This window comes from Pengzhenrongella phosphoraccumulans, assembly GCF_045689905.1.
GTDB classification, from domain to species: Bacteria; Actinomycetota; Actinomycetes; order Actinomycetales; family Cellulomonadaceae; genus Pengzhenrongella; species Pengzhenrongella phosphoraccumulans.
On record NZ_CP144210.1, the window covers coordinates 756,862 to 770,953 of the forward strand.

Consider the following 14,092-nt stretch of genomic DNA (forward strand, 5'->3'; position numbering starts at 1 on the left):
GCGGTCAGCGCGCAGACCGGAACTCCGCGGTCAGGGGGCACTGGAACGGGTCGCGCGCGGCCAGCCCGACGGTGTTGAGGTAACGCACGACGATGCCGTACGAGGCCAGCAGCGACGTCTCGGTGTAGGCGATCCCCCGGCTGGCGCAGAACTCGCGCACGATCGGCTGCACGCGACGCAGCGACGGGCGGGGCATGCTCGGGAACAGGTGGTGCTCGACCTGGTAGTTGAGCCCGCCCATGAACAGGTCGGTGAACCGGCCGCCGCGCACGTTGCGGCTCATGAGCACCTGACGGCTGAGGAAGTCGATGCGCGAGTTGGCCGGCACGATCGGCATGCCCTTGTGGTTGGGGGCGAACACCGCACCCATGTACAGCCCGAAGAGCCCGAGCTGGACCCCGAGGAACGCGAAGGCCATGCCGACCGGCAGCGCCCAGAACACCAGGCCCAGGTACCCCCCGAGCCGCACGGTCACGAAGGCGATCTCGACCGGCCGGCGCTTGACCTCGCCGCGGCCGAACACGGTCTTGATCCCGGACGCGTGCAGGTTGAGGCCTTCCAGCAGCAGCAGCGGGAAGAAGAGCCAGCCCTGGCGCTTGGCGAACCACGCCGGGAAGCCGGACTTCGCGGCGGTGATGTCCTGGGTGTGGAAGACCATCGCGCCGGTCCCGATGTCCGGGTCGGCGCCGACCTGGTTCGGCTTCGCGTGGTGCCGGCTGTGCTTGTGGTTCCACCAGCCGTAGCTCATGCCCGCGTAGAGGTTCGCGATCACCAGGCTGGACCAGTCGTTCCAGCGGCCCGAGGCGAAGATCTGCCGGTGCGCGGCGTCGTGCCCGAGGAACATCACCTGCCCCAGGACGAACGCGAGCCCGGCCGCGACCACGAGCTGCCACCAGGTGTCCCCCAGCAGCACGATGGCGGCGCCGAACCCGACGAGCAGCGCCGTGAGCACCACGAACCGGGTCCAGTAGTAACCCCGCCGGCGGGTCATCAGACCCGCCTCCTGCACGGTGCGCGTGAGCGCGGTGAAGTCGCTGACCTGGCGCTCACGGGGCGAGCCCGCCTTGGCGTCCGAGGTGGTGGTGTTCACGTGACCCGCCCTCATGCTTCGTGTCGTGACGCGAAGCCTTCCGAGGGCAACACATCTCCTGGTCCAGGAACTCAACGGTCCAAAAAAGGGTAACCGGCACCCCTCGAACCGGGACCTTTGACGCACATGAGCGCCGCCGCGGTTCGTACACTTCGCGGCGCAGCGACCGCCGTACCGCGCGACGGCCCTAACCCCTACAATCCGGCACATGGCAGACGAACTGGACCAGTCCCCACCGGATCCGAGCTGGGCCGCGGAGGTGACCGCGGGCTACACGTTCACCGGCGCCACGCTGCCGCTCGGCGCGCTCGTCGAGGACGGCGTCGCGAACGCGGCGGTGCAGGTCGGGCTCCCGCTCGCGATGATGACCCGCCACGGCCTGGTCGCCGGGGCCACCGGCACCGGCAAGACCAAGACGCTCCAGGTGCTGGCCGAGGGCCTGTCCGCGGCCGGGGTGCCGGTGTTCCTCGCCGACCTGAAGGGGGACCTGTCGGGCCTCGCGGCCCCCGGGCAGTCGTCGGAGAAGCTGCTCGCGCGCACGTCCACGATCGGCCAGGACTGGGTCGCCGCCGGCCACCCGGTCGAGTTCTTCACCCTGGGCGGGCTGGGCACCGGTACCCCGCTGCGCACGACGGTGACGGACTTCGGCCCGCTGCTGCTCGCGAAGGTGCTCGGGCTGAACGCGACCCAGGAGTCGAGCCTCGGTCTCGTCTTCCACTGGGCCGACGGCCAGGGGCTCGCGCTTCTCGACCTGCAGGACCTGCGGGCGACGATCGCCTACCTCGTCTCGGACGAGGGCAAGCCCGAGCTCCAGGGCATCGGCGGGCTGTCCGCGGCGACGGCCGGCGTGATCCTGCGTGAGATCGTCACGCTCCAGTCGCAGGGCGCCGACGTGTTCTTCGGCGAGCCCGCGTTCGAGGTCCTCGACCTGCTCCGCACGGCCGACGACGGCCGTGGCGTCATCTCCGCGCTCGAGCTGCCCGCCGTGCAGGACCGGCCCGCGCTGTTCTCCACGTTCCTCATGTGGCTGCTGGCGGAGCTCTACTCCGAGCTCCCCGAGGTGGGCGACCTCGAGGTGCCCAAGCTCGTGTTCTTCTTCGACGAGGCCCACCTGCTGTTCACGGACGCGTCCAAGGACTTCCTCACCCAGGTCACCCAGACCGTCCGCCTGATCCGCTCGAAGGGCATCGGGGTGTTCTTCGTGACGCAGAGCCCGAAGGACGTGCCGCCGGACGTGCTCGCCCAGCTCGGCAACCGGGTCCAGCACGCGCTGCGCGCCTACACGCCCGACGACGCCCGTGCGCTGCGGGCGGCGGTGCGCACGTTCCCCGACTCGCCGTACGACCTGGAGGAGCTGCTGACCACGCTCGGCACCGGCGAGGCCGTGGTCACGGTGCTGTCGGAGAGCGGGGCGCCCACACCGGTGGCGTGGACCCGGTTGCGTGCGCCGCAGTCGTTGATGGCACCCGCACCGCCGGCCACCGTGGCGAGCGCCATCGCCGCGTCCCCGATCGCGTCGAGGTACACCACGGCGGTGGACCGCGAGTCGGCGTACGAGCTCCTCACGGCGCGCGCGACGGCGTCGGCGTCGTCGGCCGCGTCGTCGGCCGCCTCGGCGGAGCGTGCCCAGGAGGCGCAACGCGCGGCGGAGGCGAACCAGCCGGCCCCGCGGGAACGGGCCCCGCGGACCCCGCCGCCGGACCAGAGCGGGTTCGAGCAGGTGGTGACCTCGGCGCCGATGCGCTCGTTCCTGCGGTCGGCCGGCACGGTGCTCGGCCGCGAGATCAGTCGGTCGCTGTTCGGGACTCGTCGCCGGTGAGGGCGACAGCCCCGACCGACCCCCGCGACGCGAGCACGAAGATCACCAGACCCGTCAGGGTCAGACCGACTCCGACCCACGCCGGCGCGAGGTAGCCGAACCCGCCTGCGATGACGAGGCCGCCGAAGAACGCGCCGGCGGCATTGCCCACGTTGAGGGCCGAGTGGCACAGCGCCGCGCCGAGGGATGGCGCTGCCGGGGTGAGGTCCATCAGCCGCGTCTGGAGCGCGAGCCCGAGGATCTGCGACGTCACCCCGAGCAGCACGATCGAGATCAGTGCCCCGGCAGGCTGGTGTCCGGTCACCGCGACGAGCACGAGCACCGCCGCCGTGCTCGCGAACCCGAGGCGCACCGCCCCGAGCACGGACCGGTCAGCCAGCCGCCCGCCGAGCACGGTCCCGACCGTCATGCCCACGCCGAACAGCGCCAGCACGATCGGGACCGTCGTGGCCGCCATGCCCGTGACCTCGGTGATCAGTGGTGCGACGTAGGAGTAGACCGCGAACATGCCGCCGAACCCGATCGACGAGGCCGCGAAGGCGAACCAGAGCCCGGCGCTGCGCAGCGCGCGCAGCTCGGAGCGGACGGTCGCCTCGGGATGGGCCGCGAGGCTGGGGATCCAGCGCCAGAGCGCGGCGAGCGTCACGAGTCCGAGCACCCCGACGACGACGAAGGCGACCCGCCAGCCCACGGTCTGCCCGACGACGGTCGACAGCGGGACGCCGACGATGTTCGCGATCGTCAGCCCCGCCATCATCGTCGCGACCGCACGCCCGCGCCGCGACGGCCCGACGACCGCCGTGCCGACCGCCGCCCCGACCCCGAAGAACGCGCCGTGCGGGAGCCCGGCGACGAACCGGGCGGCCACCAGCCAGCCGACCGAGGGCGCGAAGGCGGACAGGACGTTGCCCACGGTGAACGCGATCATCAGGCCGATGAGCAGCACCCGGCGGTCCACGCGTGCTGCCGCCGCCGTGAGCAGCGGCGCCCCGACGACGACGCCGAGGGCATAGGCCGTGATGACGTGACCGGCGGTCGGGATCGAGACCTGGAGGTCGCCGGCGATCTGCGGGAGCAGGCCCATCGTGGCGAACTCGGTCGTCCCGATGCTGAACCCGCCCAGCGCCAGTGCCAGCATCGCGGGCCGGACCCGGATCCCGGGGATCCCGTCGGCAACCTGCGCACCGGTCGCGGGAACTTCCCTGGTGCGCTCGTCGATCGTCATGGGTGGCTCCTCGGCTGCCGGGCGGTGCATGCGTGACCGGTCGTCACGACCGATCGAAACGATTCGATTCTGACCCGCATGGCGCCGTCGACACTTCCGGGATGTCCCGAATCATACGGGGAGGAAGCGAGCCGGACGCAACCGGTCAGGTGACGCTGGCAAGGTCACGCCGGTCGGGTCACGCCGGGACGGCCCAGAGCGCGGACGCCGCCGCCTCGGCGAGGTCGACATGGCGCTCGCCGATGCGCAGCCCGATCATCGTGGCCGCCGGGTGCCGCTCGAGCACGGTCAGCCGGGCGTCGAGCCCCAGCCCCGCCGCCGCACAGAATCGCAGCAGCTCCGGATCGGTGTCGGAGATCCGGGCCACGACCCACTCCCCCGGTTCCAGGTCCCACAGCCGCCGGGCGGGCGGCGCGGGGACGCGTCCGTCGCGGGTCGGGATCGGGTCGCCGTGCGGGTCCCGTGCGGGGTGCCCGAGCCGGGCGTCGATCCGTTCGATCATCAGCTCCGAGACCGCATGCTCGAGCACCTCGGCCTCGTCGTGCACCTCGTCCCAGCTGTAGCCCAGCTCCTGGACCAGGTACGTCTCGAGCAGCCGGTGCCGACGCACCATCGCGACCGCGTGCCCGCGGCCGACCTCGGTCAGCGTGATCTCGCCGTACGGGGCGTGCGCGACCAGTCCCTGCACGGTCAGCCGCCGCACCGTCTCGGACACGGTGGGGGCGCCGACCCCGAGCCGCGCGGCGAGCATCTTCGTGGTCACCGGGGCGCTCGACCACTCGCGCGCGCTCCAGATGATCTTGAGATAGTCCTGCGCGACCGGGGTGAGGTCGGCGGGCTCGGCGGGGGGCACCACAGCAGCCTAGGCGAGCCTGCCCTGCCCGGCGCCGACCCGGGGGCGGCGGGAGATCAGCGCGCGGTGCTGGTGTCGCCGAGACTGCCGTTGTCGTCGACCGCGGGCGGCGTCACCGCTGCCGGGAACGAGACCCGGTACCCGACCGACGCCGACCCGTCCGGCCGCACCTCGATGAGCTGGTAGTCGATGACCCGACGAGCCTCGGGGTCGAACCGGAAGATCGTCATCTCGGCGGTGCCGTGCAGCGGACCCACGGTGGGCTCGCCGGGCGCTGCCCCGGCCGTGCTCGCGTTGACGTAGCGCACGCCCAGGCCGAACGGCGCCGGCCCCGCCCGCACGTGGCGGTGCCCGGAGAACTGCACCGGAACGCACCCTCGCTCGAGGGCGGCGTCGCCCACCTTCGGGTCGTGGATGAGCAGCAGGTCGACGTCGGTGGTGTCGCACGAGGCCTGGGCAAGCCGCTCGGCCTCCTCGGTCGAGGTCTCCTCGCCGCCGAGGGCCGTCCCGACACCGATCCGCGTCTCGTTCGGGTCGCGGTCGCCGAGGATCTTGATGCCCGCGGCGGTGACCACCTCGCCGGTCAGCACGGTCATGCCGGCCTTGCGCTCCTGAGCAGCGGTCTCGGCCGAGTCGTGGTTGCCGTTCGCGACGACGATCGGGACGCCGTCCGGGATCGCGTCGGCGAACGTGGTCACGCAGTACTGCTCGACCGCCGTGCCGTCGATGGTGGTGTCGCCGCCGTCGAGCACGAGATCCGCCTGGGACAGCTTCGCGACGGACCGGATCAGGCTCGCCATCCCGACGTTGCAGTGCAGGTCGCTGATCAGCAGCATCACGACCGGCTTGACCGGGTCGGCGGGCAGCACGAGCGGGGTCGAGGCGTCGTTCGGGTACTGCAGGAACCGCTCCTGCGCCTTGGCGCGCGCGGCGGTGCCGGCGGCACGCAGCTTCCAGGCGGCGACGAGCGTCTTGTTCGCGCCCGCGTAGAACTCCTGGTTCGCACGGTACGCCTCGACGACCTGCCCGCCGTAGGTGTCGACGACCCCGGCCAGCCGGCCGGTGATCCGCGCCCCCTCGAGCGCTGTCCCGTCGAAGACGCTCGATGCCGGCTGCCCGGTCGGGCGGCGCTCGTTCGGGCTGAGGCTGCTCACCGACGTGACCACGACCGCGAGCGCGAGCAGTCCCGTGCCGATCAGGGTCCGACGACGCGGCGCGAGCTCGGCCGCGAGCTCGGCACGCCGCGGCCCCCCGATCACCGCCCGACCGACCAGGCCGAGAGCGAGGAGCGCCCCGAGCGCGAGGACCGTGCGCCGCAGCGCATCGAACGCGAGCGCCTGGGCGGCGTTGACTGCCGTCTCGCGGGGCGCGTTGAAGAACTGGACGTAGCTCTGCAGGTCGGTGCTCAGCGCGGCCAGCGTCTTGACCGCATCGACTGAGCGGACGTCGGCCGGGATCTCCTCCAGCGTCACCCGCACGCCGAGGGTGAGCGGGAGCGGCGAGTCGATCTGGAGCGTGCCGAGCGGCCCGAGGTCGAGCGTGACGAGGTCGTCCGTCGTCACGTCGTAGCGCGCCTCGTGCGGGCCGAGGGTGAGCTGGGCGGACGCCGTCGTGATCCCGAAGACGGCCGCGACCACGAACGCGATCAGCCCCATGAGGGCCAGCCGTCCCCAGCGCACGTCACGCAGGTGCGTCAGCCAAGCGGAAACGGTCGGTCTCGGGGTCGCAATCATCCCCTCAAGCGTCTCTCATCTGCGGCGGGCCTCCAAACCCCGACCCGTTCAGCCCCGTGCGTCGCGCCAGGCGATCCACTCGCGCACGAGCGAGAGGTCGAAGTCGGGACCGTCGATCCCGATGGTGAACAGCGTCGCGCCGGCCGCCACGAGCGGCTCGGCGACCTCGGCCGGCGACTTCGCGACGGCGACCGATCGCTCGATCTGGCCGGGGTCCCGCCCGACGACGGCGCAGTGCTCGTCGAGGATGGCGCTCTTGCGGGTCAGGGTGTCGACACTGCCGAAGCTGTGCCAGATGTCGGCGTGCTGGGCGACGAGCCGCAGCGTCTTACGCTCGCCGCCACCCCCGATGAGGACCGGGATCGTGCGCAGGGGCGGCGGGTTGACGGCTGCCAGCCGTGCGGCGATCCGCGGCAGCGCCTGCCCGAGGTCGGCGATCCGCGTACCGGGCGTCCCGAACTCGTAGCCGTAGGTGTCGTAATCCTTTTCGAACCAGCCTGCCCCGATCCCCAGGATTAGGCGCCCGCCGGAGATGTGGTCGACCGTGCGTGCCATGTCCGCGAGCAGGTCCGGGTTGCGGTAGCTGTTGCACGTCACCAGCGCCCCGATCTCGACCCGGGAGGTCTGCTCGGCCCAGGCCCCGAGCACCGTCCAGCACTCGAAGTGCTTGCCGTCCGGGTCGCCGCTCAGAGGGAAGAAGTGATCCCACGTGAAGACGACGTCGACCCCCGCGTCCTCGGCGCGCGCGAGCGCGTCGCGGAGCTGGGCGTAGTCGGCGTGCTGCGGCTGAAGCTGGACTCCGATGCGGATGGGGAGGTTCATGGCATGACTGTGGCACGCACCAGCGGAACTCCGCGACCACCTTGTGAGAGCCGAGCGGACGAGTTTCGCCCCGCCTAGGCTGGCTCCCCGTCCGGTTGCGACCGGGACAGATGCCGGGACAGGTCCCGGGGGCAGGTCAGGAAGCGAGCACCGCATGAGCACAGGCACCGAGGGGCACGAGACCACCGGGGCGTACGTCACGCCCGGCGAGTCGTTCCGGCGGGACGCGAACTACCTCACGACCCGCGTGACGGCGGACGGTGCGGACGGGTACCCCGTCGAGCCGGGTCGGTACCGGCTGGTGGTCTCCCGCGCCTGCCCGTGGGCCCACCGCGCCATCATCGTGCGCCGACTGCTCGGGCTCGAGGACGCGCTGTCGATGGGGGTGTGCGGCCCGACCCACGACCGGCGGAGCTGGACCTTCGACCTCGACCCGGGCGGCGTCGACCCGGTGCTCGGGATCCCGCGGCTGCAGGACGCCTACTTCGCCCGCAGCCCCGGGTACCCGCGCGGGATCACGGTCCCGGCCCTGGTCGAGGTGTCCACCGGTCAGGTCGTGACGAACGACTACGCGCAGCTGACGCTGGACCTCGACGTCGAGTGGCGGGCCCACCACCGCGCCGGCGCACCCGACCTGTACCCCGAGCACCTGCGGGGCGAGATCGACGAGGTGGCCCTGGCCGTGTTCCGGGACGTGAACAACGGGGTGTACCGGTGCGGCTTCGCCGGGTCGCAGGACGCGTACGACCGGGCCTACGAGCGGCTGTTCGCTCGGCTGGACTGGCTGACGGACCGGCTCCGCGACCAGCGGTTCCTCGTCGGCGACACCCTCACCGAGGCCGACGTGCGCCTGTTCACCACGCTGGTGCGCTTCGACGCGGTCTATCACGGGCACTTCAAGTGCAACCGCTCCAAGCTCACCGAGATGCCGGTGCTGTGGGCCTACGCGCGCGACCTGTTCCAGACCCCGGGGTTCGGGGACACGGTCGACTTCGAGCACATCAAGGCGCACTACTACGTGGTCCAGACGGACCTGAACCCGACGCAGATCGTGCCGCGCGGGCCGGACCTGGCGGGCTGGTTGACGCCGCACGGCCGCGAGCGGCTCGGCGGTCGGCCGTTCGGCGACGGCACGCCGCCCGGGCCGCCGCGTCCGACCGAGGTCGTCCCGCCCGAGCACGGGCCCGCCAGGTTCGCGGCGGGGCTCGGCGGCGGATTCCCCAGCGACGACCGCTGACCGGTGGGATCCTCGACCATGAAGATGTTCCGGGAGATCGAGGCCAAGCTCGAGGTCAGCCCCGATGCGGTCCTTCCCGATCTGACGGGGCTCCCGGGCGTCGCCTCGATCGACCCGGCCCACGAGCACACGCTCGAGGCCGTCTACCTGGACACCCCGGAGCTGCGGCTGGCCGGTGCCCAGACGACCCTGCGCCGACGCACCGGCGGCGCGGACGCCGGCTGGCACCTCAAGCTCCCCGTCTCCGCCGACGAGCGGATCGAGCTCCGCGCCCCGATCGAGGCCGCGGGCGACGGGTCCGACGCCGGGGCGGTGCGCGACGACGTCCCCGGCGAGCTCGCGGCCGCCGTCCGGGCGCGGGTGCGCGACGGGGCGCTCGAGCCGGTCGTGGTGCTGCACACCCGCCGCACCGTGCGCCGCCTGCGCGACCGCGCGGGTCGGGTGCTCGCCGAGCTGGCCGACGACGAGGTCACCGCCCGTGAGCCCGCCGCCGGCGCCCTTACCTTGAACGACCTCACCGCCGGCGCCGTCACGGCGACCTGGCGGGAGTGGGAGTTCGAGCTGGTCGACGGCGACCGCGACCTCCTGGCCGCCGCGGTGCGGCTCCTGCGCCGGGCCGACGGCGCCGCCCCGGCCCACCCGTCGAAGCTGGCCCGCGCGCTCGGGGACCGCCTGCAGCACGCTGCCCGCACCGACGATCGCGAGCCACCCGCTGCCGGGTCGGCGGGTGCAGCCCTGCGGGACCACCTGCGTGCGCAGCGCGACCGGCTGATCGCGGTGGACCCCCGCGTGCGGCGCGACGAGCCGGACGCCGTGCACCAGATGCGGGTGTGCACCCGCCAGCTGCGCAGCGCGCTCGCCACCTTCCGCCCCCTGCTCGCAGGCGGCGGGCGGGAGGACCTACGCGCGGAGCTGCGCTGGCTGGGCGAGCTGCTCGGCGCGGCCCGCGACGCCGAGGTCGCCCGCGGGCTGCTCGCGGAGCTCGTCGCGGCCGAGCCCGCCGAGGCCGTCATCGGCCCGGTGGCCCAGCGGTTGGACGACGACCGGGCGCGCGCCTACCGCATGGCCCACGACCAGGCCCTCGTCGAGCTCGACTCCCCGCGGTACTTCCGGCTCCTCGATGCCCTCGACGACCTCGCCGACGCCCCCGCGCTCACCACCCTCGCGGCCGGTCGCCCGACGGACGTCCTGCCCGCCCGGGTCAGGCACGACTGGCGCCGCCTCGAGCGCGCGTACCGGTCCGCCCGCAAGGCTCCGCCCGGGGCGCACCGCGACGAGCACCTGCACGAGACCCGCAAGGCAGCCAAGCGCGTGCGGTACGCGGCCGAGGCGTCGACGCCGGCGCTCGGCCGACCCGCCAGGTCCTACGCCCTGGCGGCCAAGGACCTGCAGACGCTCCTGGGTGACCACCACGACTGCGTCGAGCTTCGCGCCGTCCTGCTACGGGTGGCCGACGAGGCGCGCCTCGCGGGCGAGGACACCTTCACCTACGGGCGGCTCCATGCACTGGTGCAGGCGCGGGCCGAACGGCTCGAGGCCGACCTGCCGCGGGTGTGGCACCCCATGTCCTCGCGGCGCCGCCGACGCTGGCTGAGGTAGCCCGCCTACCGCCACTGGTTGGCGCGCTCACCCTTCGCGGCGCGCTCGGCGGTCTCGCGCACCCGGTTGGCGCGGGTCTCGGGCCGCTTCGCCTGGACGATCCACTCGAGGATGCCGCGGCGCACCGATCGAGGGAACGCGTCCCAATGGGCCGCGGCGCCGGGCCGCGCCGCGAAGGCCGCCGCCAGGTCGTCCGGGACGATCAGGTCCTCGACGTCGTCCAGCAGCGACCAGGTCCCACTCGCGCGCGCGAGGTCGACCATCCGCTGCCCGGCCGGGGTCATGCGCCCCTCGGCGAGCAACCGCTCGACGCGCTGCTTGTTCGGGCGCGACCACGCGCTCTTCGGCCGTCGCGGCGAGTACCAGAGCATGCTCCGGTCGTCGTCGAGCGTCACCGCCTTGCTGTCCACCCACCCGAACGCGAGCGCCTCGGTCACCGCATCCTCGTAGGACACCCGAGGCCGGCCGGTGTGCTGCTTCCAGGACACCACCCACACGCCGACGTCACGCGTGTGGTTGTCGGCGAGCCAGGACCGCCACGCGTCGGCGGTCTCGGGATGAACCCGGTCCGAGGGATCGTCCATGCGCCGATCGTCCCCCGAACCGTGCCCGTGCGCGAGGCCGCCGAACGCTTCAGTCCTCGACGGCGACCCGGATGAGGTTGCGCCACGGGTCCTCGAAGCTGAGCGTGGCGCCGTCGTCGGCCATGGCGACGCCGTGGTGGGCGAGCCGGCCGGCGAGCGCCCCGAGATCGTCAGCGGCGGGCACGCGGATCGCGACCTCGCCGAGTCCCAGGGACGACGCCCGCGGACCGGCGCCGGCGCTGTTCCAGGTGTTCATCGCGAGGTGGTGGTGGTAGCCGCCGGCGGCGACGAAGAGGGCACCGTTCCACTCGCCCGTCACCTCGAACCCGAGGGTGTCGACGTAGAACGCCCGGGCGCTCGGCACATCGCCGACCTGGAGGTGGACGTGCCCGACGACGGCGTCGGCCGCGCCGGGGCGCTCGAGCGCGGCCTGCGTGAGGTGCTCATCGAGGAACGCGTTCGGGTCCAGGCGCAGCGAGTCCATCGCGACGCGGCCGCCGGACCAGGCCCACTCGTCCCGGTTGCGGTCCCAGTAGAGCTCGATCCCGTTGCCCTCGGGATCGGTGAAGTAGAACGCCTTCGACACGAGGTGGTCGGCGCTGCCGGTGTACGTGCCGGGCGCGCGGGTCGCGATCGACGCCACGGTCGCAGCGAGGCCCGCCTGGTCGTCGAACAGGATCGCGGTGTGGAACAGGCCCGCCTGGCCGCGACGCGCGACGGGCAGGTCCGGGGTGTGCCGCAGCACGATGAGGGGCGTGGTGCCGCGACCCAGGGTGACCGTCGCGGCCGCCTGCACCGCGAGCGTGCCCACGCTCGGCGGGGGCACATCGAGCACCTGGAGCGCGACGACGTCGCGGTAGTAGGCGGTCATGGCGTCGAGGTCGCCGACGTGGAGGGTGACGGCATCCAGGCCGGTGTCGGCAGCCATCAGGTCGGTGGTCGAGCGTGCGGTGTCCTGGGTCATCGGGGCCTTTCGTCGGTGGTTCGGTCAATGTACTTGAATGCTCAAACACTTTGCAAGGCCGACCTGTTCCGCGATCCAGAGGAGTGTGCAAAACGATGGCCCGGTGGTTTGATGACGGCACGGTTTGACCCCATCTGGAACGGTTGCTCAATGAGGAGCGTCATGTCCCCCTATGTGCGTCAACGCATCACCCTGGCTGTCGCGGCCCTCGCCGCCGTCGCGCTCGGCGGGGCGGCCCCGGCCGCTGCCTCCGACCATTCGCACACGCCCAAGCCACCGGTCTCGGTCCAGCTGCTGTCGTTCAACGACTACCACGGCCACATCGAGCCCGACGTCGGCGCCGACTCGACAGTCACGGTCAACGGCGCACCGGTGGTCACCAACGGGGCCGCCTACCTTGCGACGCACCTCGCGCAGCTGCGCACCGGCCACAAGAACAGCCTCACCGTCGCGGCCGGCGACCTGATCGGCGGGTCGACGTTCACCTCCGGGTTCTTCCACGACGAGCCGTCGGTCGAGACCCTCAACGCGATGAAGCTCGACGTCTCCAGCGTGGGCAACCACGAGTTCGACGAGGGCGTCACCGAGCTCCTCCGGATGCAGAAGGGCGGCTGCCACCCGGTCGACGGGTGCTTCCAGCAGAACGCCAAGGGCAAGGACATCCGGTACCCGGGCGCAGACTTCAGGTGGCTCGCGGCGAACGTCGTCAACCAGAAGACCGGCCGGACTGTGCTCCCGGGCACCTGGGTCAAGAAGGTCGGCGACGCCAAGATCGGCTTCATCGGCATGACCCTCGAGGGAACCGACTCCCTGGTCGCACCGTCCGGCATCGTCGGCTGGGACTTCCAGGACGAGGTCGACGCCGGCAACCGTGCGGCGCGCAAGCTCAAGCACGAGGGTGTGCAGGCGATCGTCGTCCTGCTGCACGAGGGCGGCCTGCAGACGGGCACCTACGACGGGTGCACCGGGATCTCCGGCCCCATCGTGGACATCGCCACCCGGCTCGACCCGTCGATCGACGCCCTGATCACGGGCCACACGCACGCGGCGTACAACTGCACGATCAACGACCCGAGTGGCCAGCCGCGCAAGGTCGTCAGTGCGCTGTCGTACGGCCGACTCATCACCGAGATGAACTTCAACCTCGACCCGAAGACGAAGGACGTCGTTCGTTCGTCCGTCGTCGCGGTGAACCACCTGGTGACGCGCGACGTGCCCAAGGACCCGACGGTCGACGCGATCGTCCAGAAGTGGACCGCCAAGGCCAACGTCGACGGGAACGTCCAGGTGGGCACCGTGAGCGAGAACATCACCCGCGCCTTCCTGCCGCCGCCGAGCACCGCCGATGACCGCGCGAGCGAGTCGTCGCTGTCGAACCTGATCGCCGACGCCCAGCTGGCGGCCACCGACGGCGCGACCGACGGCGCGGCCCAGATCGCGTTCATGAACGCCGGCGGGGTGCGCTCCGACCTGCTGTACACGAGCTCGGCGCTGGGCGAGGGCGACGGCGTGGTCACCTATCGCGAGGCGTTCAACGTGCAGCCGTTCAGCAACATCCTGCAGTCGTTCGACATGACGGGGGCCCAGATCGAGGCGGTGCTGGAGCAGCAGTGGGTCACCGGACGCCCCGGCGGCCGCCCCGTCCTGCGGCTCGGGATCTCGAACGGCTTCAGCTACTCGTGGTCCGCGAGCGCCCCGTTCGGCGACAAGATCGACCCGGCGTCGATCACGCTCAACGGCACGGTGCTGGACCCGGCGGGGACGTACCGGGTCGCGGCCAGCAACTTCCTGGCCGACGGCGGTGACTCGTACCTGGCGTTCCGCAACGGCACGCCGCGGACGGGGGGGCTGGTCGACCTGGATGCGCTCGTCGCCTACCTCGGGGCGAACTCACCGGTGAGCGCGCCGCCGGCCGCCCGCAGCGTCGCGATCCCCTAGGCGCGACGGGACCGCGCAACCCATGACAAAGGGCGCCTGACCAGTGGTCAGGCGCCCTTTGTCTGCGTTCCGAGTGGAGCTGAGGGGATTCGAACCCCTGACCCCCTGCATGCCATGCAGGTGCGCTACCAGCTGCGCCACAGCCCCGTTCACCCTTGCGGGCTTGGCGAGTCTAGGCTACAAACGGCCCGATTCGCCAATCGGCTCCGGCCGCCCTCGACAGACCGC

11 protein-coding genes and 1 tRNA gene are annotated in these 14,092 nt (G+C 72.2%); 4 read left to right on the top strand and 8 right to left on the bottom strand.

Annotated features, from left to right (window positions below):
* Nucleotides 1–4: 4 nt before the first annotated feature.
* Complete coding sequence (locus VTA80_RS03670) at nt 5–1,105, bottom strand: fatty acid desaturase family protein (protein ID WP_407344061.1); 1,101 nt, start codon at nt 1,103–1,105, stop codon at nt 5–7.
* Between the two features lie 193 nt (nt 1,106–1,298).
* On the opposite strand from VTA80_RS03670, the gene VTA80_RS03675 reads away from it, so the two are divergent.
* Nucleotides 1,299–2,909 (top strand): helicase HerA-like domain-containing protein, encoded by a 1,611-nt coding sequence (locus VTA80_RS03675; RefSeq protein ID WP_407344062.1) that lies wholly within the window; start codon nt 1,299–1,301, stop codon nt 2,907–2,909.
* Here VTA80_RS03675 and VTA80_RS03680 read toward each other — a convergent pair.
* The 4 genes from VTA80_RS03680 to VTA80_RS03695 form a co-directional block, all read right to left on the bottom strand.
* Nucleotides 2,875–4,134: an MFS transporter gene (locus tag VTA80_RS03680; protein ID WP_407344063.1), complete on the bottom strand. Its 1,260-nt coding sequence runs from the start codon at nt 4,132–4,134 to the stop codon at nt 2,875–2,877. The genes VTA80_RS03675 and VTA80_RS03680 overlap by 35 nt on opposite strands.
* A 178-nt stretch (nt 4,135–4,312) precedes the next feature.
* Nucleotides 4,313–4,990: a metal-dependent transcriptional regulator gene (locus tag VTA80_RS03685; protein WP_407344064.1), complete on the bottom strand. Its 678-nt coding sequence runs from the start codon at nt 4,988–4,990 to the stop codon at nt 4,313–4,315.
* 53 nt (nt 4,991–5,043) lie between these two features.
* On the bottom strand, nt 5,044–6,720 hold the full coding sequence (locus VTA80_RS03690; RefSeq protein ID WP_407344065.1) for a metallophosphoesterase: 1,677 nt from the start codon (nt 6,718–6,720) through the stop codon (nt 5,044–5,046).
* Nucleotides 6,721–6,768: 48 nt separating this feature from the next.
* Nucleotides 6,769–7,542 (bottom strand): LLM class F420-dependent oxidoreductase, encoded by a 774-nt coding sequence (locus VTA80_RS03695; RefSeq protein WP_407344066.1) that lies wholly within the window; start codon nt 7,540–7,542, stop codon nt 6,769–6,771.
* 154 nt (nt 7,543–7,696) lie between these two features.
* Between VTA80_RS03695 and VTA80_RS03700 the strand changes: the two genes are divergently transcribed.
* Nucleotides 7,697–8,779, top strand: a complete 1,083-nt coding sequence (locus VTA80_RS03700) for a glutathione S-transferase family protein (RefSeq protein ID WP_407344067.1) — start codon at nt 7,697–7,699, stop codon at nt 8,777–8,779.
* A gap of 18 nt (nt 8,780–8,797) precedes the next feature.
* Nucleotides 8,798–10,378, top strand: coding sequence for a CHAD domain-containing protein (locus VTA80_RS03705; protein ID WP_407344068.1), 1,581 nt, complete (start codon nt 8,798–8,800; stop codon nt 10,376–10,378).
* 5 nt (nt 10,379–10,383) lie between these two features.
* Here VTA80_RS03705 and VTA80_RS03710 read toward each other — a convergent pair whose 3' ends face one another.
* Both VTA80_RS03710 and VTA80_RS03715 read right to left on the bottom strand, forming a co-directional pair.
* Nucleotides 10,384–10,962 (bottom strand): YdeI/OmpD-associated family protein, encoded by a 579-nt coding sequence (locus VTA80_RS03710; RefSeq protein WP_407344069.1) that lies wholly within the window; start codon nt 10,960–10,962, stop codon nt 10,384–10,386.
* Between the two features lie 49 nt (nt 10,963–11,011).
* Nucleotides 11,012–11,926, bottom strand: coding sequence for a VOC family protein (locus VTA80_RS03715; protein WP_407344070.1), 915 nt, complete (start codon nt 11,924–11,926; stop codon nt 11,012–11,014).
* 162 nt (nt 11,927–12,088) lie between these two features.
* Here VTA80_RS03715 and VTA80_RS03720 point away from each other — a divergent pair, with 162 nt between their 5' ends.
* The gene (locus tag VTA80_RS03720; RefSeq protein ID WP_407344071.1) at nt 12,089–13,864 is read left to right on the top strand and encodes a bifunctional metallophosphatase/5'-nucleotidase; all 1,776 of its coding nucleotides are present in this window, start codon (nt 12,089–12,091) and stop codon (nt 13,862–13,864) included.
* Nucleotides 13,865–13,938: 74 nt separating this feature from the next.
* On the opposite strand, the gene VTA80_RS03725 is transcribed toward VTA80_RS03720, so the two are convergent.
* Nucleotides 13,939–14,011, bottom strand: a tRNA-Ala gene (locus tag VTA80_RS03725).
* Nucleotides 14,012–14,092 lie beyond the last annotated feature (81 nt).

Bases quoted from the DNA above. Each gene is read 5' to 3' on its own strand.
- VTA80_RS03670 (WP_407344061.1), bottom strand. From the start codon at position 1,105: ATGAGGGCGGGTCACGTGAACACCACCACCTCGGACGCCAAGGCGGGC.
- VTA80_RS03675 (WP_407344062.1), top strand. From the start codon at position 1,299: ATGGCAGACGAACTGGACCAGTCCCCACCGGATCCGAGCTGGGCCGCG.
- VTA80_RS03680 (WP_407344063.1), bottom strand. From the start codon at position 4,134: ATGACGATCGACGAGCGCACCAGGGAAGTTCCCGCGACCGGTGCGCAG.
- VTA80_RS03690 (WP_407344065.1), bottom strand. From the start codon at position 6,720: ATGATTGCGACCCCGAGACCGACCGTTTCCGCTTGGCTGACGCACCTG.
- VTA80_RS03695 (WP_407344066.1), bottom strand. From the start codon at position 7,542: ATGAACCTCCCCATCCGCATCGGAGTCCAGCTTCAGCCGCAGCACGCC.
- VTA80_RS03700 (WP_407344067.1), top strand. From the start codon at position 7,697: ATGAGCACAGGCACCGAGGGGCACGAGACCACCGGGGCGTACGTCACG.
- VTA80_RS03705 (WP_407344068.1), top strand. From the start codon at position 8,798: ATGAAGATGTTCCGGGAGATCGAGGCCAAGCTCGAGGTCAGCCCCGAT.
- VTA80_RS03710 (WP_407344069.1), bottom strand. From the start codon at position 10,962: ATGGACGATCCCTCGGACCGGGTTCATCCCGAGACCGCCGACGCGTGG.
- VTA80_RS03715 (WP_407344070.1), bottom strand. From the start codon at position 11,926: ATGACCCAGGACACCGCACGCTCGACCACCGACCTGATGGCTGCCGAC.
- VTA80_RS03720 (WP_407344071.1), top strand. From the start codon at position 12,089: ATGTCCCCCTATGTGCGTCAACGCATCACCCTGGCTGTCGCGGCCCTC.